The organism is Wolinella succinogenes DSM 1740, from assembly GCF_000196135.1.
In the GTDB taxonomy this organism is placed as follows: Bacteria; Campylobacterota; Campylobacteria; order Campylobacterales; family Helicobacteraceae; genus Wolinella; species Wolinella succinogenes.
Genome location: NC_005090.1, coordinates 506,956 through 527,800, shown reverse-complemented (window position 1 = coordinate 527,800; position 20,845 = coordinate 506,956). Strand labels below are relative to the sequence as shown.

General features: G+C 47.3%; 27 protein-coding genes. 7 read left to right on the top strand and 20 right to left on the bottom strand.

Annotation, left to right across the window (positions count from 1 at the left end; genetic code table 11):
• Positions 1-100 precede the first annotated feature (100 nt).
• From WS_RS02635 to WS_RS02605, 7 genes are all read left to right on the top strand, one after another.
• Positions 101-724, top strand: coding sequence for a type II secretion system protein (locus WS_RS02635; protein ID WP_011138472.1), 624 nt, complete (start codon positions 101-103; stop codon positions 722-724).
• Complete coding sequence (locus tag WS_RS02630) at positions 724-1,494, top strand: type II secretion system protein (RefSeq protein WP_011138471.1); 771 nt, start codon at positions 724-726, stop codon at positions 1,492-1,494. The genes WS_RS02635 and WS_RS02630 overlap by 1 nt, the downstream gene beginning before the upstream one ends.
• Positions 1,491-1,859 carry a type II secretion system protein gene (locus WS_RS02625; protein WP_011138470.1) on the top strand — a complete coding sequence of 123 codons (369 nt, stop codon included), beginning with the start codon at positions 1,491-1,493 and terminating at the stop codon, positions 1,857-1,859. Before WS_RS02630 ends, WS_RS02625 begins: the two co-directional genes overlap by 4 nt.
• A gap of 18 nt (positions 1,860-1,877) precedes the next feature.
• Complete coding sequence (locus WS_RS02620; protein ID WP_011138469.1) at positions 1,878-2,939, top strand: type IV pilus twitching motility protein PilT; 1,062 nt, start codon at positions 1,878-1,880, stop codon at positions 2,937-2,939.
• A gap of 107 nt (positions 2,940-3,046) precedes the next feature.
• A complete protein-coding gene (locus WS_RS10550; RefSeq protein ID WP_011138468.1) occupies positions 3,047-3,538 on the top strand; it encodes a type II secretion system protein in 492 nt (163 codons plus the stop codon).
• A gap of 27 nt (positions 3,539-3,565) precedes the next feature.
• The gene (locus WS_RS10545) at positions 3,566-3,949 is read left to right on the top strand and encodes a type II secretion system protein (protein ID WP_232501938.1); all 384 of its coding nucleotides are present in this window, start codon (positions 3,566-3,568) and stop codon (positions 3,947-3,949) included.
• A 93-nt stretch (positions 3,950-4,042) separates the two neighbouring features.
• The gene (locus WS_RS02605) at positions 4,043-5,206 is read left to right on the top strand and encodes a type IV pilus twitching motility protein PilT (RefSeq protein ID WP_011138466.1); all 1,164 of its coding nucleotides are present in this window, start codon (positions 4,043-4,045) and stop codon (positions 5,204-5,206) included.
• On the opposite strand, the gene WS_RS02600 is transcribed toward WS_RS02605, so the two are convergent.
• The 20 genes from WS_RS02600 to WS_RS02505 form a co-directional block, all read right to left on the bottom strand.
• On the bottom strand, positions 5,195-5,674 hold the full coding sequence (locus WS_RS02600) for a SixA phosphatase family protein (RefSeq protein WP_041571708.1): 480 nt from the start codon (positions 5,672-5,674) through the stop codon (positions 5,195-5,197). The genes WS_RS02605 and WS_RS02600 overlap by 12 nt on opposite strands.
• 17 nt (positions 5,675-5,691) lie before the next feature.
• The gene (locus WS_RS02595) at positions 5,692-6,381 is read right to left on the bottom strand and encodes a 5'-methylthioadenosine/adenosylhomocysteine nucleosidase (RefSeq protein ID WP_011138464.1); all 690 of its coding nucleotides are present in this window, start codon (positions 6,379-6,381) and stop codon (positions 5,692-5,694) included.
• The gene (gene fabD, locus WS_RS02590; protein ID WP_011138463.1) at positions 6,378-7,316 is read right to left on the bottom strand and encodes an ACP S-malonyltransferase; all 939 of its coding nucleotides are present in this window, start codon (positions 7,314-7,316) and stop codon (positions 6,378-6,380) included. The genes WS_RS02595 and fabD overlap by 4 nt, the downstream gene beginning before the upstream one ends.
• The gene (locus WS_RS02585) at positions 7,313-8,104 is read right to left on the bottom strand and encodes a helix-turn-helix domain-containing protein (protein WP_158305195.1); all 792 of its coding nucleotides are present in this window, start codon (positions 8,102-8,104) and stop codon (positions 7,313-7,315) included. The genes fabD and WS_RS02585 overlap by 4 nt, the downstream gene beginning before the upstream one ends.
• Entirely contained in the window at positions 8,058-8,615 is a 558-nt protein-coding gene (locus WS_RS02580) for an FKBP-type peptidyl-prolyl cis-trans isomerase (RefSeq protein ID WP_049770626.1), read from the bottom strand. The genes WS_RS02585 and WS_RS02580 overlap by 47 nt, the downstream gene beginning before the upstream one ends.
• A 46-nt stretch (positions 8,616-8,661) precedes the next feature.
• Positions 8,662-9,726, bottom strand: coding sequence for a tetratricopeptide repeat protein (locus WS_RS02575; protein WP_049770625.1), 1,065 nt, complete (start codon positions 9,724-9,726; stop codon positions 8,662-8,664).
• Positions 9,727-9,762: 36 nt separating this feature from the next.
• A complete protein-coding gene (locus WS_RS02570; protein ID WP_011138459.1) occupies positions 9,763-10,275 on the bottom strand; it encodes an OmpA family protein in 513 nt (170 codons plus the stop codon).
• 84 nt (positions 10,276-10,359) lie between these two features.
• Complete coding sequence (gene tolB, locus WS_RS02565) at positions 10,360-11,625, bottom strand: Tol-Pal system protein TolB (RefSeq protein ID WP_011138458.1); 1,266 nt, start codon at positions 11,623-11,625, stop codon at positions 10,360-10,362.
• On the bottom strand, positions 11,622-12,365 hold the full coding sequence (locus tag WS_RS02560; protein WP_011138457.1) for an energy transducer TonB: 744 nt from the start codon (positions 12,363-12,365) through the stop codon (positions 11,622-11,624). The genes tolB and WS_RS02560 overlap by 4 nt, the downstream gene beginning before the upstream one ends.
• The gene (locus tag WS_RS02555) at positions 12,358-12,756 is read right to left on the bottom strand and encodes a biopolymer transporter ExbD (RefSeq protein WP_011138456.1); all 399 of its coding nucleotides are present in this window, start codon (positions 12,754-12,756) and stop codon (positions 12,358-12,360) included. Before WS_RS02555 ends, WS_RS02560 begins: the two co-directional genes overlap by 8 nt.
• A gap of 2 nt (positions 12,757-12,758) precedes the next feature.
• Positions 12,759-13,343 (bottom strand): MotA/TolQ/ExbB proton channel family protein, encoded by a 585-nt coding sequence (locus WS_RS02550; RefSeq protein WP_011138455.1) that lies wholly within the window; start codon positions 13,341-13,343, stop codon positions 12,759-12,761.
• On the bottom strand, positions 13,340-13,732 hold the full coding sequence (gene atpC / locus WS_RS02545) for an ATP synthase F1 subunit epsilon (protein WP_041571707.1): 393 nt from the start codon (positions 13,730-13,732) through the stop codon (positions 13,340-13,342). Before atpC ends, WS_RS02550 begins: the two co-directional genes overlap by 4 nt.
• A 15-nt stretch (positions 13,733-13,747) precedes the next feature.
• Complete coding sequence (atpD, locus tag WS_RS02540; protein ID WP_011138453.1) at positions 13,748-15,151, bottom strand: F0F1 ATP synthase subunit beta; 1,404 nt, start codon at positions 15,149-15,151, stop codon at positions 13,748-13,750.
• A 17-nt stretch (positions 15,152-15,168) separates the two neighbouring features.
• Entirely contained in the window at positions 15,169-16,065 is an 897-nt protein-coding gene (gene atpG / locus WS_RS02535) for an ATP synthase F1 subunit gamma (protein WP_011138452.1), read from the bottom strand.
• A 15-nt stretch (positions 16,066-16,080) separates the two neighbouring features.
• Positions 16,081-17,583: a F0F1 ATP synthase subunit alpha gene (gene atpA, locus WS_RS02530; RefSeq protein WP_011138451.1), complete on the bottom strand. Its 1,503-nt coding sequence runs from the start codon at positions 17,581-17,583 to the stop codon at positions 16,081-16,083.
• A 30-nt stretch (positions 17,584-17,613) separates the two neighbouring features.
• Positions 17,614-18,144: a F0F1 ATP synthase subunit delta gene (locus WS_RS02525; protein WP_011138450.1), complete on the bottom strand. Its 531-nt coding sequence runs from the start codon at positions 18,142-18,144 to the stop codon at positions 17,614-17,616.
• Positions 18,144-18,656 carry a F0F1 ATP synthase subunit B gene (locus tag WS_RS02520; protein WP_011138449.1) on the bottom strand — a complete coding sequence of 171 codons (513 nt, stop codon included), beginning with the start codon at positions 18,654-18,656 and terminating at the stop codon, positions 18,144-18,146. The genes WS_RS02525 and WS_RS02520 overlap by 1 nt, the downstream gene beginning before the upstream one ends.
• 17 nt (positions 18,657-18,673) lie before the next feature.
• Positions 18,674-19,099: a FoF1 ATP synthase subunit B' gene (locus tag WS_RS02515; RefSeq protein WP_011138448.1), complete on the bottom strand. Its 426-nt coding sequence runs from the start codon at positions 19,097-19,099 to the stop codon at positions 18,674-18,676.
• Positions 19,100-19,151: 52 nt separating this feature from the next.
• On the bottom strand, positions 19,152-20,045 hold the full coding sequence (locus tag WS_RS02510) for a ParB/RepB/Spo0J family partition protein (protein WP_011138447.1): 894 nt from the start codon (positions 20,043-20,045) through the stop codon (positions 19,152-19,154).
• The gene (locus WS_RS02505; RefSeq protein WP_011138446.1) at positions 20,042-20,830 is read right to left on the bottom strand and encodes a ParA family protein; all 789 of its coding nucleotides are present in this window, start codon (positions 20,828-20,830) and stop codon (positions 20,042-20,044) included. The genes WS_RS02510 and WS_RS02505 overlap by 4 nt, the downstream gene beginning before the upstream one ends.
• Between the last annotated feature and the right edge of the window lie 15 nt (positions 20,831-20,845).

The following is a 20,845-nucleotide window of genomic DNA, read 5'->3' as shown; positions in this document are numbered from 1 at the left end:
TATAAAGACAAGTTTATAACAAACTTTAATATAATTCAATAACATTGAGAATTAATCTAATCGAACCAAACTTGCTAAAATTATAAAAAAGGACTTTAGAGTGAGGCTTTTAAAGCGTCGAGGGTTTTCGATGATTGAGCTTGTCTTTGCCATCGTCATCATCGGAATCACCATCCTCACCATCCCCCTCTTCATCGAACAAACCCACGCCCACCTTCAAAGGACAGACGATTCCAAGGGCTACTATCATGCCCTCGCCCTCATGCAAATCGCCCGAATCAAGCCTTGGGATAGCGCCAACATAAACGACTTTGAAGCATCCAATCTCTACTATGTTCTAGACACGACAGAGGCTGGCTATGAGTGCAACGATGATGATAGAGATGGCTTCAGAAAGCGTCCAGGAATGGTGGCTACCTCTCACAAAGAGCGACGACTCTGCGCTCCCACCCCTCAAAGCGCCGCAGCAATCGCCGGTGACTCGCTCACTAGCCTCAATTTTGCATCCTACAGCGAAACCGTCGAAGAAAAGTATGATTTGAGTATCCAGGTGGAATATGTCGATTCGATAACGCTTGCACCTGTCGCAGGCGTCAATATCACCACCAACACCAAACACCTCCAAGTCACTATGGGCAAAAATGGAGAGGATATAGCCCACTATCACTACTACGCCACCAATATCGGCACCGACACGCCCATCACCAAGAGGCTTATAGACTGATGGTAAGACGCTCTTTCACCCTCATCGAAGCGGTTTTTGTCATTGTGATTCTTGGAATCGTGGGGGTCGCGGGGAGTCAAGCGATCCTTAGGGTCTATGAAAACTACGCCCTACAAAGAGCCTTCAACCGCTTAGAGCTAGAGAGTCGCCGCGTGGTCGAACAGGTGGCGCGACACCTAGAGTATGCCATTTGGGATACGATTGAGCTTGATTCCGCCACCACTCTCCCCTCATGGCACGCCAAAACCATGGAGGCAATCTGGGGAACATATGTTGGGGATGAGACTAGCGGGGTTAATGAACCCCTCTTTAGCGGCTATGTCGATCTTGAAAACTCTAGCGGCACCACCATCACCACCCCTCTCTCCAAGCTCAATGAGACCCTGGTGGGTAAAAAGCTCTATTTTCTCCGAGCCAACACTCACGCCACTATCCAAACCATCACCAACTCCACCCACCTAGAGCTTGATTCCATTCTCCTAGAGATCAGCGATGCAGCCTATGTGATTGAACCTGAAACCTACTCTTTGGAGCTCGTTGGCGCTGCTGATAATCAGAAACTCAACCTAAAAATTGGAGACGATGAATACCTCATGGCCGAACATGTCCGCTCACTCATCCTTTGGAGGGAGGGGCAAGGGAGCCTTTTGCGTTTAAGGGTCTGCATGAATGACGAGCAGTTGAGCCTCATCTTGAATTGCCAAGGAAGCGGTGCGGGGAGAGGTTTTTGTGCGGAGGGATTTTGCAAAGAGAGTGTGGTGATGCGATGAGAGGGGGATTTGGTCTTATCTATGCGATCATTGTGATGGTGCTCATTGGCACACTCCTAGCCTTCTCGCTTCGATTCTCCAGCGAGAGCTCCCGCGTCTCTCTGGATGAACACGCCCAAATTCAACTCAAGCTCTATGAAAAGAGTGTCGCGGAGATGGCCATCCTCGAGCTTCAAAAAGCGGGTACACCCCCCGATCCGTGGCCATCATGGACGCTCCCTGGTGGCTATAATTTTCAAGTCTCCACTCTCGCAATCAACGCCGAAAAGAAAATCTACCTGCTGGATATCAAAGGCGAGGTGACTCTCCCCTTGGGGGATGGCCACCCCCTCACCCTCACCTCTAGGCGCATTGTTAAACCCTAACCCAAACAAAGGAGTCTCATGGATCATCTAGATGTCAAAATCCTTCTCAAAACCACCCTCGCCCACAAAGCCTCCGATCTGCACCTCGTGGTGGGGAGCGAGCCTCAGATCCGAATCGATGGGCATCTAGTGAAACTCGACCTTCCCCCCGTGACGCAAAAAAGCGCTGAAGATATCTGCTATAGCATCCTCACGGAGGAGCAAAAACGCGTTTTTGAAGAGGAGAAAGAGCTCGACTTTGCGGTGACTATCCCCGAATTTGGACGATTTCGTGTCAACTATTATGTCTCACTGGGTAACATTAGCGCTGCTTTCAGGGTGATCCCCACCAAGATTCCAAGCCTTGATGACCTCTCCTCTCCCCCCATCTACAGAGAGCTTATCAAGCGTGAAAAGGGGCTTATTCTAGTCACTGGCCCCACGGGAAGCGGCAAAACCACCACGGTGGCTTCAATGCTTCACGAGATCAATCACACCATCGCCAAGCACATCCTCTGCATCGAAGATCCCGTGGAGTTTGTCCACCAAAACGCTCAATCGCTCTTCTCCTATCGTACCGTAGGCGAGGACACCAAGAGTTTTGCCAACGCGCTCAAAGCCTCTTTGCGCGAAGATCCCGATGTGATCTATGTGGGCGAGATGCGAGACCCTGAGACCATTAGCGCCGCCATCAATGCAGCGGAGACGGGGCACCTTGTCTTTGGGACACTCCACACCAACTCCGCCCCCCAAACCATCAACCGAATCGTCAGCGTCTTTGATGGAGAGAAACAGGCCCAAATCCGCTCCCAGCTCTCCGTCACCCTGGAGGGAGTCATCTCTCAAGTGCTCATTCCCAAGATTGGAGGGGGGCGAGTTTGCGTGCCAGAGATTCTCATTGGCTCGCCTGCAGTGGGCAACCTTATCCGAGAGAACAAGATTCACCAAATCCACTCCCAGATGATGATCGGCCAAGGAAACACAGGAATGCAGACCCAAACCCAAGTGATTGAGCGGCTCTACAAAGAGCGTCTTATCACCAAAGAGGATGCTTTCAGGTACTGCTTCCGCCCCGAAGAGTTAAAAATAAAAATTTTATAAATATAGAGGAAGAAACAAAATAATTAAAGTTTTACGAGGTATAATCTTTGCTTAGTTAGCCCATCTTCTAACCAAAAAGAGAAATCATACACAAGGAGCAAGGAATCATGAAAAGAAGCGGTTTCACGATGATCGAGTTGGTCTTTATTATCGTTATCCTGGGAATCCTCGCGGCAATTGCCGTACCCAAAATGGCAGCGAGCCGAGATGATGCCGTCGCGGTTGCGATCAAATCTGATATCGGCACCATGACTCAAGCCATCCCTGCGATGTATATGAGCCAAGGAAGCCTCACAAGCATTGGTCAAGCGGTCAATCTTGACACCAGCCGATGGAGCGGAGCTACAGGACTGACTGTCACTAGCGTACTGGCAAGCGCCACTTCTGGAGGAACCGCATGCGCCACTGTAGAATACACCACAGCCATAGCCGCTGATGCGACCGCCGATTCGACGATCACAGCAGGAGACACTATCGTTCGAGTGACCGTCATCCCTACGGGCAGCTGCAGTGTTCTTCGAGGTATGTTTGGCGGAACCGCCTCTGGGAACTTTGTCCAGAGAATCAACCTAGCTAGTAGCGGAATCAAGTTTAACTAATCGATGAAACACTCAAGCGCTTTCACCATGATAGAGATTGTCTTTGTCATTGTGATTCTTGGGATACTCGCTGCCATCGCCATGCCCAAGCTTGCCCTTGGGAGGAGCGATGCCTGCATCACCAAGCTTCGGGGAGAAATCTCCGCGGTGCGATCTACGATCAACCTAGAGCAATCCAAAGAGTTTCTCTTAGGGAATGCTCCCACTCTTCTTCCTCAAGCCAAACTAGCCAAACTCCTCTCTCTCTCCACTCAAGCCACCACCTGCGGCTGGAATCAAGAGGGAGAAAACTTCACCGCTTTTGTGGGCACCCAAAACGCTCTCTTCACCTTAACTTCCACTAGCTTTGATTGTGCCGATCTCACCAACAAGCTCTGCCTCGCTCTCACCCAAAGAACCGATTCTGAATAAGCAAACCAATGGATCGTTCTGTTGGATGTTTCGGATTTTTAGGATTACCTTGTAATAATCTCTCTATTCAAAGCCCTCGTTAAAGGATTCTTTATGGCCGCCAAGGATCAACACGCCGTCAATGTAAGCGAACTCACTTTTGAGACCATAGACAAGGTGAGGCGTGAGCTTAAACGCCTCATTGAGCTTGGAGGAAGCGATCTTCATATCAAATCAAACTCCACCATGAGGGCTAGAATCAATGGAGAAATCGTCTCTTTTGGAGATGAAATCTTTAGCAAAAGCGATGGCATCACCTTTGCTAAAGAGCTTTTGCGGACTCGCTTTAGTGAGTTTGTCGAAAAAAAAGAGATGGATTTAGTCTATATCTATGATGAATCCCTGCGCTTTAGGGTCAATATCTTTTTTCAGATGGATGGAGTTTCGGCCGTCTTTCGGGCGATTCCTAGTGCTCAAAAGACACTCAAAGAGATGGGCTTGCCCGAAGGACTGCGCAAAATCATCGGAATGGATCGAGGCCTAGTCCTAGTCACGGGCGTCACAGGAAGTGGAAAATCAACCACGCTTGCCAGTCTTATTCATGAGATCAACTCCTCCAAAAACAAACACATCATCACCATTGAGGACCCCATTGAATTCATGCACAAAGATATTCAATGCATCATCAATCAACGAAGCGTGGGGCAGGACACCAATAGCTTCAGAGATGCCCTCAGGGGGGCTTTGCGAGAGGACCCTGATATCATTCTTGTGGGGGAGATGCGAGACACAGAGACTATTGAGATGGCGCTTCATGCGGCTGAGACGGGACATCTCGTCCTCTCCACGCTCCACACGATGGACGCCAAAGAGACAATCAATCGCATCATCTCCGTCTTTCCTCCCCACGAACAACATCGAATCCGCTTGATTCTCTCCAGCGTCATTAGCTCGATTGTTGCTCAAAGATTGGTACGCTCCAAAAATGGCGGAAGGGTCGCCGCTGTGGAGATGCTTTTTAAAACTCCTCGCGTGGAAGCGCTCATTAAAGAGGGGAGAGATTCGGAGATTCCAGCGGCTTTAGCCGAAGGAAGAAGTATCTATGGAACACAAACCTTTGATCAGGCACTCTTTGACTTTGTGACTCAAGGGGTCGTTGAGGAGGAGGTAGCATTGAGCCATGCATCCGTACCTTCAGATCTCAAACTCAAGCTCTCCAACGATTTCTTCAAAAAAGAGGGAAAAGAGGAGGAGATGATTATTGGTCTAAAAAAATGAGGCGGGAATCATCGCCTCAATCCTCCAAATCCCTTCACCATCCATGACCAACTCGACAAAAGCTGCTTTTTTCCAATGAAGATGAATTCGTCCGTTACTACAAAGCATTGAGACGGTCTCACTCAAATCAGGCTCATGTCCAACCACAACAATCTCTTTATGCCCCTTAATTGAGGCTTGCTCTAAAAGCTTAGAGTAGCCAACAATTCCCGAATCGGGCAAAATCTCCTCCGCCAAGACAAGAGGAGCTGCAGGGAAGGCACGCGCGATACTTTGGGCGGTCTCCTTGGTGCGTGTTGCAGGCGAAGCGAATATCACATCAATAGAGGGGTAGCGTTTAACAAGAAGCTCTGCAAGCCCCTCGGCCTTCTTGTGCCCCTTAGGGAGAAGAGGCCTAGAGAGATCATCCAGCTTCCACGCTTCTCTGTCCATCGCTTTGGCATGACGAACTAAAACGATTCGCTCCATCCCCATCTCCTTTGTGCTTAGGCTAAACGATCGAGCATCCCGATCACAAATTCAGCGCTCACCTTGGCCGAGCTCACCAAAAACTCATCAAAGCTAAATCCCGCCTCCATGTCCGCCGCATCGCTGATGGCGCGGAGCACGCAAAAGGGCACTCCAAGCGTATCGCACACGACCGCCACACTCGCCCCTTCCATCTCTAGGGCATCGGCGTTGAAGGTTTTACGAATCCACTCCTTTTTCAGCGAATCGGCAATGAATTGATCTCCCGTGGCAATGATTCCCTCTTTGAGGGCGATTCCCTTGCTTTGAGCCACCCCTTTAGCCACCCCATTAAGCCTCTCATCACTAGGGATAAAATGTTTACTCTCAGGAATAAAACCAAAAGGATGCCCAAATGCCGTGATATCCACATCATGCTGGCAGAGCGAAGAGGCAATCACAAGGTCTCCAATTTTTAGCTCAGGCGAAACCGCGCCCGCTACCCCGCTAAAGATGAGCTTCTCGCATCCAAAATGCATCAAGAGAGCCGACGCGGTGAGCGCCGCATTGACCTTGCCGATTTTGCTATAAGCGATCACCAGATCTATTCCCTTGTAGTGCGCTTCATAGTAGTCGTTACCCGCGTAGGAGACCTTGTGGTGGTTTCCAAAAAAGGAGAGGAGAGGAGTGATCTCTTCGACCATGGCTCCCAAAATCGCTATTTTCATGCTTCTTCCTTGCTAAGAGCTAGCTCTAGCTCTTTGATTCCCGCAGGATTTTCGATACTAAAAGTAGGCTTTTGACTCAGACGGCGATTGAGCCCTTTGAGTACGCTTCCATGTCCACACTCCACATAGAAATCGACCCCTTCCTCGTGCCTCTTGATTGCCTGTTTGTAGAGCACAGGAGAGATGAGCTGGGAGGCAAGGAGTGGAATCGCTTCAGCCTTGTTAGAATAGGGCATCGCACTCACATTAGAGATGATAGGGTAGGCAAAAGAATCTTGAAGTTTTGATTCTAAGTGGGTCAAAAACTCTTCCCTCATCCCCTCTAACAGGGGACAATGGCTAGCCACCGACATGGAGAGCAGAAGCGCTCGTTTTGCCCCCAAAGCCTTCAATGGCGCTTCCAATTCAGCCAAATCAGAGCGCTTACCTGCTAGGACAATTTGTCCTTCGCCATTATAGTTGGCCGTCCAAACCTTAAACCCCTTAGATCGTTTCTCTTCGCAGAATCCCTCTAAGAGTGCATCCTCCAAGCCCAAAACCACCATCATGCCTGCGTCGATTCCCTCGCAGGTGCGCTGCATCAACTTTCCTCGTGCGTGCACCAAAAGGAGTGCATCTTCTAGGCTCAATGCTCCCGAGGAGAATAGAGCCGAAAACTCGCCCAAAGAGTGCCCCATCGCCCAAGAGACATCCAGGGAGAGCTTGGACTTCACCCACTGCTCCGCCATCGCGCTCACTAAAAGAATCGCGGGCTGTGTGTAGGCCGTCTGGTCAAGCCTCTCAGCCTCTTCAAGCACGAGCTTAGCCATGTCAAAGCCCAAGGCTTCGCTGGCTCTTTCCATCATCTCTTTGCCTAGGCTTTCTTCGTAAAATAGCCGTCCCATGCCAAGGGCTTGGCTCCCCTGTCCGGGAAAAATCAGTGCGCATTTTTTCACAGATACCTCTTCACTTCATGGATTTTTTTTCTTAAGGTGTTTCGATTGATTCCCAACATTTTGGCCGCTTTAAGCTGGCTTTTTTGTTTGTGCATCGCGGCTTTAATAATGGGGGCATCAAAAAGATAGAGTAGTTTTTTATAATCATCTTCGCCACTAAGCTGCCCTAGAAGGAAATTCTCCACAACATTTAAAAACTCTTGCGGGGAGAGCTGTTGTTGAAAAAGATGGAGAAAAATCGATTTTTTGAGAGATTTAGCATTTTTGTTTAAATCAATTCGGCTTTTTTTGATGTCAACCTTGAGATTCTCATCCAGTCCAAAAAAATCTTTCGCCTGCTGGATGAAAAGTCCTTTGAGCACCTCCACATCTTCTTCTCGCTCCCGCAAAGGGGCAACAAAAAGCACCACGCCAAAAATATCATCCATCAAAGCCGAATGAATAGGGGTTTTGGAAGTGGCCACAATTCGACCATCATAGCGCTTGAGCCATGACAAAAAGGTCTCATCATGCTGCAGAGATTCAAATTCTTTCAGAAGAATAGGCTTGCTATGGAGATTTTGGTGTTCCTTTTTTTGCACCCTAGAGAGGTCAAGAATCTCGAAGTCTTGCAAAATCTCCTTGGCTAGCGTGGTTTTACCCACCCCCTCTTCTCCTTCAATGAGGACATTCACCTGAAGAGAACCCAAGAGAGTGGCGGATTTAAGCAACTCTCTTGAGGAGGGAGAATGGGCTAGGAATTTAGTGGCACCCGCATCCATGAGAACCGCTACCGCCGCAACATTCATGGTCATGCTCATGATTGCCGCATGCAGAACCTTGCAGAATCTCCTTTTCTGTTGCCTCTCTGGCCTCTAGCACGGTCACTTCAAACTGAAGCGCTTTGCCTGCTAGGGGATGATTGTAGTCCACGATGACCACTTGATCATTGAACTCTTGAACAATAACCTGAACCGTTTGTCCATCTTCACCTTGCCCAAAAAGAGTCATGCCCTGCACAAGCTCAATACCCTCAAACTGCTCACGAGGAACCTCTTGAACATAATCAGGGTAACGAACGCCATAGGCCTCCTCAGGGGCAACAACCACACTCTTTTTTTCACCCACTTGAGCACCCAAAAGAGCATTCTCTAGCCCTTGAATGACCTGCCCCGCTCCGAGCAAAAACTCTAGAGGCTTTCCGCCTACGTTACTATCAATAATATCGGCCGAGCCGTTCTCTCTTACTTCATACTCAATGGATACCACATGGTTATTGGCAAGTGTCAAGGTTTCTCCTTTGTTTTTTCTATGGGGCATTATAACGAGAAAAGGTGTCGAAATTCTTTAGAAGAGGGGCGAGAGGCTATTTGCCAAGGAGCTTTTTAGCCTCTTTGGCTTCCGAAGAATCAGGGTAGAGAGAGACGATTGATTCCAAGAATCGCTTAGAATTCTCTTTGTCTCCCGTTTGAGTGAAAGATTTGGCGCTATTGAGAAGCAACCGAGGCATATAATCTGCCTTGTCATACATGGTCGCACTCTCTTTGTAGTAATAAATAGCATCTTTGTATCGCTTTTCTCTAAAGGCAATCTCCCCCAAGAGATAGTTGCTAGAGGCGGGCTTGTATTGATTCTTCGCCGTCCATTCGAGGCGTGCCTTGGCGTCAGGCAATTTGCCCTGCTCCAAAAACTCCGTTGCCTCTTTATAGACGGTGAAATTGTCCTGCTTGGAAAAGTTACTTGCCACAGGAGCGCTTTGGGCGGATTGGGGTGCCGTGGCGGATGATGGGGTCTTTTTGTTGGCATCCAAAGCAGCGGTCGCGCTAGCCGTAGAGGCTGCGGTCACCTCTTTATCTCTTGGCTTTGGCTTCAGACCAGCGGCTTTTCGAACCTCATCCATCTCGGTACGGAGAGAATCAATATCGGCTTTAGTGGATTTATTGAGCTTATCAATCAGCTCTCCTAGAGCCTTGATACTCTCCTTGATGGTTTTAAAGTTCTCATCATAAACAGAGAAGTTAGCATTCAGGGTCTTGGTGATCTCACCCAAGGAAGAGTTTAAATCATCTTTGGTGGCGAAGTTTGCACTGGCTCCCGTCGAAGAGAGGCTTTGCATACGCTTTGTTTGGCCTTCGAAGACGCTTTTTAATCCCTCTTGTGACTCTTGAAGAGTCTTAAGAGAGCTATTAATATTAAAAAGCTTCTCTTTGATATCAGCGATCTCCTCAGCAGTGTTTTTAGGTGCCGAAGGGCGCGGAGCGGAGACGCTTGTTGAAGGGGTTGAGAGGGGTTGAGAAGAGAAAGAGGGAGCCGAGTCAAATCGCATCTCCTGCTCTTGGACTGGCGCCCCAAAAGCGGAAGGCTCTTGGGCAAACAGGGGAAGAGTCGCTAGAAACGCGACCGCTACAACTCTACTCTTTCTAAAACTCAACTCTTGAATCTCTCTTTTTTAAAGTCGTTCTGGAACTTAGGGTAGGAGTTTAAAATCTACTCGTCGGTTTTTAGCCCAGCACTCTTTGCTCTTCTCTTGGCAAACAGGTTTGCTCTCACCATAGCTAATAAGCATGGTTTTGCTTTGATCTACACCTTTAGCTACAAGAGCATCTCTGACGGCTACCGCTCGCTTAAGACCAAGCGCATAGTTATACTCATCAGTTCCCCACTCATCGGTGTTACCTTCGATTTTAACAGTCAAACCCTTTGCTTTTGCAGAAGTCAAAACCTTGGCATCACCATCTACAACGGGTTGCATATCAGCTCTGATATTGAACTTGTCAAAATCAAAGTAGACAGATTTGAGTTGAGACTCAAGCTCTCGGATAAGAGCAGACTTGGCATCCATATCGGAGAAGTTGTCTTTTCCGCTTGTCATACCACTTACTTTAGAGTCAGCAGAATCAGAAACTGCTGAACCTTTTTGACTACAACCTGTCATTAGCATTACGGCTGCTAGTGACCCGATAACTAAAAACTTTTTCATTTAAACTCCCCTTTTGCTAAAAAATGGTCTTGCAATACTAGCTAAAATTCCTTAAAAATCGTATATATTTATGAAAATTTTCCCCTACCAATCCATGGATTGAATTTTCCCACTGGGCAAAGGAAAGAGATAGCTCTTATTATAATTGAGTCGAATCACGCCAAGAGCGCTTTGGGCGCCATTATGCTTAAGATACATGACCGTCTCTCCATCTTGAGAGAAACGAGGCATCTGGTTCACTCCATTGGCAGTGAGTCGGCGAATATAATCACTCTTGGTGGAGACTAGATAGAGGTTGAATGTATTGGTGTCAAACTCATTGCTGCTCTCACGACTTGAATAGACGATATACTGCCCAAAAGCCGAGGCGGCATTATTATTTCGACCATGAAAAACCATCTGCTCTACTGTTTCGCTTCCATCAAGACCCGTAGCGAACACATTGGGATACCCTAAACGGTCAGAAATAAACATGATTCGTCTCTCATCCTCGATAAAGTGAGCGCTCACATCGATTCCTGGATAGCGGGTTAGCTGCTTTCTCGTTCCTGTTTGGGTGTCAAAAAGGAAAATGTCAGACTGAGTGTGAGGCGCCATTGTCAAGAGGAGCTTTTTCCCATCCGCACTCACATCTGAAGCAACTAGCATCCCCTCGCTCTCGGTAATTTTTCGACTCTCTCCTGTGTAGAGGTTGTATCTAAAGAGCGTGGGCTTGGTGAGATACTTGGTGTAGTAAATAGCGTCTTGTTGCTCATTAGCCCACTTAGGGAAGATGTTTAGACGACCATCTTTAATGATCACATTTTGAAATGTCAAAGTGTAGTCCGCCACCACAATCTGGCTCTCCGAAGGGGCGGTGTATTTGGATAGAACCACGAATCGATTCATCCAGTCAATCGAAGGCGCCTTGATGTAGTTGTTGATATCAATAGCCATCTTATGCGCTACAAAGGGATAACGATCTTCTCTGGCGACAGTGTAAGACTTGGCAAAGACCGAATCGCCACTGTTGACATCATAGAGTCGGAGCTCAGCCAAGATTCCGCTACCCTCTCGCCCCGCTTTGACTTTAGCGACTAGATCAACCTTTTTTTGTCGATAGGCTCCATAATCCATCACCATATCAAAAGAGGAAGCTCCACCCTCTTGGACATTAAAGTGACTGCTCACCTTCAAGTCTCCAACGAGCATTTTATAGACGCGCAACGTCAAGCCGCGCTCCACCTCTCTTGTTGAGGAATCTTCCACGATGATTGAAGGCATATTGGCAAACTTCTTCACCACCTCCAATGTCGCATCCACCGCAAAAAGCGAACTTAGCCCTAACCACAGGAATACTAGGATTCTCATACTTGTCCCTCTGTCTTGAATGTAACTTCGATATTGGTTTTATCCCCCCTAGGAAAAGGAGGGAAATCCACGGTTTTCATCTTCTCCAAAAACTCTTCTAATGCCGAATCAAAAGCACTATTGCCCGATTTTCTGGAGATTTTGTAGTTGAATTTTCCGGCCGCAGTGATGGTGATAATCACCTTGGATTCCTCTTTGTAGCTAAAGCCTAAGGGATTCCAATGGGTATATAATATCTCGTTAACCTTAGCGTAAAATTCATCATACTGACCCGCTGGAACGTTGAAACTCATGGTGTTTTTAACATTCACATCCGAAAGAATCTTCTGCAAACTCTCATCAATTGTGTCTTTTTGTGTGGGCTTGTCAGACTTCTTCTTTTTGGCAATGGGATCATGCACATCCGCGGGCTTGATCTCTTTAACGGGCACTTTGGCATCCACCTGAGCAAAGAGCTTATTAACCCCAAGCCCCACATGGGGAGTCCTTGAGGCACTCTCTTCGGTCACAGGAATCTCCTCAACTTTCTTCTCCTCTTTGGGAGGAAGCTTCTGCACTTCAGGCTTGATCTCAGGCTTCACCTCCATCAAGGAGACTTCAAAGGTCGTCTCTTTGGCAAAAGAGTAGCGAGTCGGATTGGAGTTCTCAGAGGAGAATTTAAAGACGAGAAAAATCAGGAGCAGAAGGTAGGCCGAGACGGCGATCACCCCGCTGGAGAGATGGAGGGCGAACTTATCCATCAGTCACCAGAGAGACCCTCTGGAATCCCGCTTCTTTGACGCTCTTGAGGATAAAAATCACATCATCGTATCGGAGATTTTTATCCGCGCGGATATAGACTTGCGTCTTTTTGTCATACCCGTTAGAAAAGAGCACGAAGTTATCAGAGAAGTTGCCAAAGTTATAGGTGTTCTCTTTGATATAGATCACCCTTTGAGTGTCCACACGAATCTCTATCTTGGCATCTTCCACCGCCTTGGAAGATTTGGATCCCTTTGGAAGAGATATCTCCTCCTCATAAACAATCACGGGTGCCGTGACCATCAAAATGGCCAAAAGCACCAGCATAATATCCACCAGCGGCGTGATGTTTAGATCGGGCGTTTCGTCCCAATTAAAACCGCTATCCACGATCACTCCTCTAGGCTTGAATCAGAGAGCAGAAGCTCCATCTGCATTTGCAAATAGGAGGAGAGCTCAAAAGCTTTGCGCTTTAAAAAGAGATGGAAGGAGTAAGCAGGAATCGCAGTCAAGATGCCTGCGGCTGTTGCCACGAGGGCTTTAGAGATGACGGGGGCGATCACATCCAAGGAGGCTCGCGCTCCTCCGCCTAATTTAGAAAAGGCTTCAAGAATCTCCACAACGGTTCCAAAAAGACCGATAAAAGGAGCAGTTGAAGCAATAATGCTTAGGATCGTTAAGCCAATCGTTGCCTCTCTTAGCGCTTTGTGCTTACAGACTTCTAATATCTCACGGCTCACTTTGCCCTTTTTCTTGATACAAGAGCTAAGCATAGAGATGCGAGGAAGATTAGATTGCCCCATGAAAAGAATCTCAAGAGAGTTTTTCTCGCGGGTGATGTAGTTGCTAAGGGTAAGATAACGGTAGATAAAGACCCAAACTGTAGTGATAAAGTAGATGGAGAGCCAACCCAACACAAGGTGGGTCACCACCCCGCTATCCGCGAGGTAGTTGAACAAAGAATCAAGGGATTTCACAGTGAATTTTTCGCCGCCGATTCGATTCTGGAGACAACCGATGAAATGGCTACATTGTTGTCGGTCGCCTCTTCTAGAAGTGTCCTAGCGTTTGCGATGGCCATTGCCACTTCGCTCTCGCTATCGCCTCCGATGGCTATGGCGCCATCGGCCAACACATCAACACTCACAGCATCCACCTTCACCTGCCCCCAGTTCACGGCGACAAGCTCGGTTTTGCCATTGCTCTTTTCAAACTCAATCGCACCCGCATTTAGAAGCGAGAGCAGATCGGCATGGCCAGGAAGAACGCCAAATTCTCCCTCAGCTCCAGGCAACGTGACACTCTTCACATCTCCAGAGAAGATGCTTCCTTGAGGGGTCACGATGTTTAGTTTTAGTAGTTCCATCAACGCTCCTATTAATTAAGCGTTAGCTTTGAGCCGCTCGGCCTTCTCCAAGACTTCGTCGATTCCACCCACCATATAGAAAGCGTTCTCAGGAATCTGGTCATACTTGCCTTCCAAGATTCCTTTGAAGCCCTCTAGGGTCTCTTGAAGCGTCACATATTTGCCAGGGCTTCCAGTGAACACTTCCGCAACGAAGAAGGGTTGAGAGAGGAATTTCTCAATTCTTCGTGCTCGCTCAACCACTCGCTTATCCTCTTCAGAAAGCTCATCCATACCAAGAATCGCGATGATATCTTGGAGGTCTTTGTATTTTTGAAGCACTTGCTGAACGCCTGTGGCGGTCTTGTAGTGATCTTCACCAACTACTTGAGGATCAAGGATTCTTGAGGTTGAATCAAGAGGGTCAACCGCAGGGTAGATTCCTTTCTCAGCGATCTTTCGGTTCAAAACCGTAGTTGCATCAAGGTGGGCAAACACCGATGCAGGCGCAGGGTCTGTAAGGTCATCCGCGGGAACATAAACCGCTTGAACAGAGGTGATAGATCCCTTTTTGGTGGAGGTGATTCGCTCTTGGAGCTTGCCCATCTCGCTAGCCAATGTAGGCTGATAACCAACCGCTGAAGGAATTCGCCCAAGAAGCGCTGACATCTCAGCCCCTGATTGAGCGTATCGGAAGATGTTATCAATAAACATCAAAACATCCAATCCCTTCTCATCTCGGAAATATTCCGCCATAGTCAAGCCCGTGAAGGCGATTCGGTTTCTTGCGCCGGGGGGCTCGTTCATCTGTCCATAGCATAGGGCAACTTTATCCAAAACACCCGATTCTTTCATCTCGTGATAGAGGTCATTCCCCTCACGGGTTCGCTCGCCTACACCCGCAAATACGGAGTAACCGCTGTGTTTGAAAGCAACGTTGTGAATAAGTTCCATAATAACAACGGTCTTGCCAACGCCCGCACCCCCAAAGAGTCCAACTTTACCACCCTTGGAGTAAGGAGCCAAAAGGTCAACCACTTTGATCCCTGTTTCAAACATCTCTGTTTTGGTGCTTTGGTTTTCAAATGTAGGAGCTGTTCGGTGAATCGACCACTTCACAGGCTCTTTGAGCTCATCGCCCCCATCAATCACATCGCCCACTACGTTGAAGATTCTTCCAAGAACCTGCTCGCCTACGGGAACCTCGATGGATTTTCCTCGAGCAACCACTTTAGTTCCTCGCGTCAAGCCCTCTGTCATATCCATAGCGATGGTTCTCACACGGCTATCACCAATATGTGCCGCCACTTCCAACACCAACTTCTTGGGATGTCCTTCGATATCGTAATTGACATCCAGCGCCTCATTGATCGCGGGAAGATACGAATCGAAATCGACATCAACGACAGGACCCATAACCTGGGTTATTCTTCCTTCCATTCAGTCTACTCCTTAATTTATTTCATTGACTCGACGCCGGTATTGATCTCTACCAACTCTGTCGTGATTGCCTCTTGTCGGGCTTTATTATAAGCAATGGTCAAACTCTTGACGAGTTCACCCGCGTTATTGCTCGCCGCATCCATCGCCTGCATCCTCGCACTGTGCTCTGCTGCTAGAGAATCGATGAGCGCATAATACATATTGAATTCAATATACTTCTTGGCTAGCTGATCTAAAATCTCTCTCTCTTGCTCGCTAGGCTCCACTTCCATCATTCCCAAGCTCTCTTTGGCCTCAATGGCGTCTGCTTTGATTGGAAGTAGATCTTGAACTTTGAGCTCTTGAGAGATCATGTTCTTAAAGCCATTGTGCACCAAAATCACCTTGTCTGTCACGCCATTGATAAAATCTGTAGTCGCCTTATTGACAAACTCTGCCGCCCTCTCATAATCAGGAGTGGCACTCAGATCGCTCACCTTGTCAAGAAGTTCCACTTCATTGAAGCCAAAGAAGCTGATCCCCTTCTTGCCAATCGCTCTAAGTCGAACCTTGACATTTTGGCTTTTATACTCTGCCATCAGGCGAGTGACCTCTTTGATAGTGGTTGAGTTAAAACCTCCACAAAGCCCTTTGTCTGCTGTCACAAAAACAATATCCACCATCTTGACTTCTCGATCTTCGCCTGCTGTAAAATAGGGGCTCTCTAGACCGCTGAAACCATTTTGCTCGATCTTCGCCTTGATCTCTTGGAATACAGCGGTGATTCTTTCCGCGTAAACTCTAGAGCGTTTCGCCATCTCCTCAGCTTTTTTAAGCTTGGAGGTGGAGACGAGCTTCATCGCTTTGGTGGTTTTTTGAGTGTTTTTGACGCTCGTGATCTTTTTTCTGATCTCTTTTAGGTTACTTCCCATATTAGGTCCTTAGGGTTATGCCACAAATACGGTTTTGAACTCTTCTAGCGCCTTTGATAATGTCTCTTCGGTTTCTTTATCGATCATCTTTTTGGTTCGAATGTCTTCAAAAATTTGTGGGTATTTAGCCTCGATAAAAGGATAGAGCTCTGCTTCAAATTTGGTGATTTTGGTCACAGAGATATCATCCATATATCCCTTGGCTCCAGCGAAAATGACCACCACTTGTCGCTCAATAGGAAGAGGCGCATAGGGAGGTTGCTTAAGGATTTCAACCATTCTCTGTCCACGCTCAAGCTGTTTTCGGCTTGATTCGTCAAGATCAGAAGCAAATTGAGCAAACGCTTGAAGCTCTCGATACTGAGCCAAATCAAGTCTCAAAGTTCCCGCCACCTGCTTGGTAGCCTTGATTTGAGCCGCTCCTCCAACCCTAGAAACAGAGAGACCCACGTTAATCGCAGGTCGAACGCCTGAGTTAAAGAGGTCGGTTTCAAGGAAAATCTGACCATCGGTGATGGAGATAACATTGGTAGGAATATAGGCCGCTACGTCGCCTGCTTGTGTTTCAATGATAGGAAGGGCGGTTAGAGAACCTGCGCCCAGTTCATCGCTCACTTTGGCCGCTCGCTCAAGAAGTCGGGAGTGTAGATAAAAGACATCTCCAGGGAATGCTTCTCGACCAGGAGGTCTTCGAAGGATTAGAGACATCTCTCGATAAGCGACCGCATGCTTACTCAAGTCATCATAGATAATGAGGGCATGGCGTGCATTATCTCGGAAGTATTCACCCATTGTCACGCCAGTATAGGGAGCAAGGAACTGCATCGCTGCTGAATCAGAAGCGGGAGCATTGACAATGATAGTGTACTCCATCGCACCATGCTCTTCAAGCTTTCGAACTACCTGTGCAACGGTTGATTCTTTTTGACCAATCGCCACATAGATACAAACCACATCTTGACCCTTTTGGTTGATGATGGTGTCGATTGCGACTGTAGTCTTTCCTGTTTGGCGGTCACCAATAATAAGCTCTCGCTGACCTCGGCCAATAGGAACAAGTGCGTCAATAGCTTTAAGACCTGTTTGAAGAGGCTCATGAACGGATTTTCGTTGCATGATTCCAGGGGCTTTCTCTTCGACAAATCGATACTCGGTTGTCTCAATCGCTCCCTTGCCATCTACGGGCTCACCCATACCATTGACAACTCTTCCCATGAGCGCATCACCCGCAGGAACTTTCATCAATTTACCTAGTCGCTTGACTGAAGTGCCCTCTTTGATGTTTTTGCCCGCACCAAGGACAACCACGCCCACGCTACTCTCTTCAAGGTTAGAGGCCAAACCTCTATCTCCTGTATCAAACTCCACCATCTCATAAGACATGACATTTTTTAGACCATAAACCTTTGCAACTCCATCAGCAAAAGCCATGACCTTGCCCGTCTCTGCCACATTTACATCTAGCTCAAAATTATCAATTCTCTCTTTGATGATCGAGCTGATTTCATCTGCTTGCATCTTTGCTACCACTACTTCTCCTTTCTTAAATTAAAATGCTTTTAGAATATGATTTTTTAGATCGTTAATGAATCGTTCTCTTGAGAAAGAGACCTCCACGCCCAAATCTTCGACCACCAACTTAACCCCTTCAAACTCTTCTCTTTTTTGAGAGAGAACCAGTTTGGCTTGAAGTTTTTTGGCCAATGTCTCTTCAATCGCCTTAAGAGTCTTATCATCAAAGGCCTCTTGAGTCGTGAGGACGGCAACATACTCATTGCGCGTCGCAGCTATAGATTTTTCAAGCTCTTTGCAAACATCAGGAATCAACTCAAGGCGATTTTTGTCCGCCAACACCTTGATGAAGTTGAGAAGCTTCGCTTCCCCATCCCCCAAGACATCAAGCACTACCTGACCTTTGAGTGTTTTGGAGATCTGGGGAGAGGCGAGCATCTCTTGAAACGCTTCAGTTCCAAAGGCACTCTCGCTTCCTTTAAGCCACTCCAGCGTAGAAGCCAATCTATCTTCACCCAACGCTTCAACCAATGCTTTAGCGTATCGCTTAGCCACCAACTCTCTCATTAGGCCACCTTCTTCAATAGAATCTCGCTGTAAGCCGATTTATCAAGCTTAGTTGCATCGCTCTCAAAGAGTTCCGCCAAGATTTCATCGATGATTGCTCTCTCTGCTTTTCGCTTTTCAAACTCCATGGAATCGTTGTATTGGCGAATCAAATTTTCAATATCACCCTTGGTGCTGTCCTCGACTTTTTGTGTCAAAAGGACCACCTCTTTTTTAGCAGTCAAAATCACATCTTCAGCCATTCTTTTTGACTCTTCAAAGCGCTTTTGGGCTTGCTCTTTGGCCTTTTTAGACTCCTTGAGCTTCTCTTGAACCTTCTCTAATTCGGCCGCAATGGATTCTTGTCGAGCCACAAAGATGGCTTTGATTTTATCCGCCGCGAGGTAGTAGAAGATGGCTATAAAGATGACGAAGTTGATCGTCCGCTCAACAATATCCGTCTCGCCTCCACCGCCCGATGCCAACATCATCGTGGGCAGAAGAAGACATGGAATGAAATATTTCCCTTTCACCTATTCTCTCCTTCTCTTTATAACTGGCTCAATTTAGCTTTGAGACTCTCGCGATAAAGAGGCATTTGAGAAAGCAAAGAATTTCTTAGCATCACCCCCTCCTCTTCAAGTCCCACCATAAACTCTCGCTTCTTCTTCTCGAGTTCATCCCTTTTTGTGGAAATTTTTTGTTCAGCCACAGCTCTGGCGCTCTCCAAGGCCTTTTCGCGAATAAGGTTTGCCTCAGCTTTTGCCTGAGATAATACCTTGTCTGCCTCAGCATTCAAAGAGGCCACCTCACTGCTGTTGCTTTGAATATTTTGAAGATCACTCTTAATAGAGGTGCTTCGATTATCCATGAACGTCAACAATGGCTTAAAAAGCCATCGATTGAGCAGATAGGCTGATGTCAAAAAAATGACCAGCACTAAAAGCATCAGTAACGGATTAACGCTTAAGCTCATCAACACTCCTTTTGGTTTGCTAGATTCTATCACGCATAATTGGTGCTTTTACTTAAAAACTAAGACTTGATAAAGATTTGATTAACCTTTTAACCTCCTCTTCTCCTTCAAAATCCAAGACAATTTTTGTCCCCTTTAGCGAGGCTTTGAAGCCTTTTTGCTTCATTAGCATAACCAGTTCCAGTAACGATTGAGAAGATTGGGAGACCAAGGGATTAGAGGGGGTTCTAGAAGGGTGGCTAGAGGGACGAGGAGTCTCTTTGAGATTCTTGATGAGCGATTCGGTCTCACGAACACTCAATCGCTGCCCGATAATTGAATCAAGGGCTACCTTTTGCTCTTCAGAAGCAAGCCCCACAAGAACCTTAGCGTGTCCCTGGGTGATCTTACCCTCTAAAAGCTGCTCCTGCACTTCCAAAGAGAGAGTAAGAAGCCTCAAGGTGTTGGTGATTTGCGTGCGACTCTTGGAAATTTTCTTTGCAAGCTCTTCGTGCGTGATTCCATAATCTTCAATCAACTCCTTGTAGCTTTGAGCTAGATCAATGGGATTGAGATCCTCACGCTGAATATTTTCGATCAGAGCAACTTCGCGCAACCTCTCCGTCTTGATATCTACAATAATTGCTTTAATCGTTGAGAATCCTGCGAGCTTAGAGGCTCGAAGTCTCCGCTCTCCCGCTATGAGAGAGTAGCCCTCTTCGTCATCCGCAAAAACCAAAATAGGTTGCAGTAAGCCATGCTCTTTGATAGAAGAGGCTAGCTCTTCAAGAGCGGTGGTATCGAAGTGTTTTCTCGGCTGGAAGGGGTTGGGTTTGATGGAGTGAATATCAAGCTCCACCACCAAATCCGAGTTATCGTTTAAATCGTTTTCATAGGCCTTTTCGACCTCGCCCAAAATCGCCCCAAGCCCTCGACCGAGAGCCAAACTCTTTTTGGCCGCCATCATGCTCCCTCTAGAATCGCTCTAGCTAGACTTTGATAGGCGGTGTTACCCGTGGAGCGAATATCATAGAGGATGATCGGCTTCCCAAAGCTAGGAGATTCGGCTAATTTAATGCTACGAGGAACCACAATGAATGAAGAATCTTCGATATCTTTAAAAAGCTGTCCATTGAAGTGTTGGGCTAAATCGGCAAAGACCTGACGAGAGAGGTTGTTTTGGGCGCTATACATCGTAGGCAAAAATCCCTTGATCGCAAGAGTAGGGTTGATCGTCTGGCGAAGGAGCTTGATCGTATTGAGCAGTTGCGCCAAGCCCTCTAGTGCAAAAAACTCGCACTGGATAGGAATAATCACTGAATGCGCCGCCCCTAGGGCATTGATTGTCAGAGGCCCAAGCGCGGGAGGGGAATCGATAATGATGTAATCATACTGATCCATCACCTCCTCGACCTTCTTTCGCAAGATTAGCTCCCGCCCGTTGCGCTTTTTATTATAGAATTCCTTCTCGATTCCGACTAAACCGATGTTTGAAGGAGCCAAAAAAAGCGTTGGAATTGAAGTTTTCTGGATGATTTGAGAGAGTCTTCGAGTGCCAATGAGCACATGATAGATGTTAAACTCAATATCGCTTCGATGAATTCCAAGGCTCGTGGTGGCGTTCGCCTGGGGGTCGGCGTCGATGAGCAAAACTTTTTTTTCAGCCACTGCCAAGGAGGCTGCCAAGTTCACCGCTGTTGTCGTCTTTCCGACGCCACCCTTCTGGTTAGCAATCGCAATAATTTCACACATGATGCATCCCAAGTC

Excerpts from the sequence above, each read along its gene's own strand:
- atpC (WP_041571707.1), bottom strand. The coding sequence starts at position 13,732 with ATGGAACTACTAAAACTAAACATCGTGACCCCTCAAGGAAGCATCTTC.
- tolB (WP_011138458.1), bottom strand. The coding sequence starts at position 11,625 with ATGAGAATCCTAGTATTCCTGTGGTTAGGGCTAAGTTCGCTTTTTGCG.
- WS_RS02505 (WP_011138446.1), bottom strand. The coding sequence starts at position 20,830 with ATGTGTGAAATTATTGCGATTGCTAACCAGAAGGGTGGCGTCGGAAAG.
- WS_RS02515 (WP_011138448.1), bottom strand. The coding sequence starts at position 19,099 with ATGAGCTTAAGCGTTAATCCGTTACTGATGCTTTTAGTGCTGGTCATT.
- WS_RS02595 (WP_011138464.1), bottom strand. The coding sequence starts at position 6,381 with ATGAAAATAGCGATTTTGGGAGCCATGGTCGAAGAGATCACTCCTCTC.
- WS_RS02525 (WP_011138450.1), bottom strand. The coding sequence starts at position 18,144 with ATGAGAGAGTTGGTGGCTAAGCGATACGCTAAAGCATTGGTTGAAGCG.
- WS_RS02510 (WP_011138447.1), bottom strand. The coding sequence starts at position 20,045 with ATGATGGCGGCCAAAAAGAGTTTGGCTCTCGGTCGAGGGCTTGGGGCG.
- WS_RS02580 (WP_049770626.1), bottom strand. The coding sequence starts at position 8,615 with ATGCCCCATAGAAAAAACAAAGGAGAAACCTTGACACTTGCCAATAAC.
- WS_RS02585 (WP_158305195.1), bottom strand. The coding sequence starts at position 8,104 with ATGAATGTTGCGGCGGTAGCGGTTCTCATGGATGCGGGTGCCACTAAA.
- WS_RS02630 (WP_011138471.1), top strand. The coding sequence starts at position 724 with ATGGTAAGACGCTCTTTCACCCTCATCGAAGCGGTTTTTGTCATTGTG.
- WS_RS02620 (WP_011138469.1), top strand. The coding sequence starts at position 1,878 with ATGGATCATCTAGATGTCAAAATCCTTCTCAAAACCACCCTCGCCCAC.
- WS_RS02625 (WP_011138470.1), top strand. The coding sequence starts at position 1,491 with ATGAGAGGGGGATTTGGTCTTATCTATGCGATCATTGTGATGGTGCTC.
- WS_RS10545 (WP_232501938.1), top strand. The coding sequence starts at position 3,566 with ATGATAGAGATTGTCTTTGTCATTGTGATTCTTGGGATACTCGCTGCC.
- atpA (WP_011138451.1), bottom strand. The coding sequence starts at position 17,583 with ATGCAAGCAGATGAAATCAGCTCGATCATCAAAGAGAGAATTGATAAT.
- WS_RS02605 (WP_011138466.1), top strand. The coding sequence starts at position 4,043 with ATGGCCGCCAAGGATCAACACGCCGTCAATGTAAGCGAACTCACTTTT.
- WS_RS02600 (WP_041571708.1), bottom strand. The coding sequence starts at position 5,674 with ATGGAGCGAATCGTTTTAGTTCGTCATGCCAAAGCGATGGACAGAGAA.
- WS_RS10550 (WP_011138468.1), top strand. The coding sequence starts at position 3,047 with ATGAAAAGAAGCGGTTTCACGATGATCGAGTTGGTCTTTATTATCGTT.
- atpD (WP_011138453.1), bottom strand. The coding sequence starts at position 15,151 with ATGGAAGGAAGAATAACCCAGGTTATGGGTCCTGTCGTTGATGTCGAT.
- WS_RS02570 (WP_011138459.1), bottom strand. The coding sequence starts at position 10,275 with ATGAAAAAGTTTTTAGTTATCGGGTCACTAGCAGCCGTAATGCTAATG.
- WS_RS02560 (WP_011138457.1), bottom strand. The coding sequence starts at position 12,365 with ATGGATAAGTTCGCCCTCCATCTCTCCAGCGGGGTGATCGCCGTCTCG.
- atpG (WP_011138452.1), bottom strand. The coding sequence starts at position 16,065 with ATGGGAAGTAACCTAAAAGAGATCAGAAAAAAGATCACGAGCGTCAAA.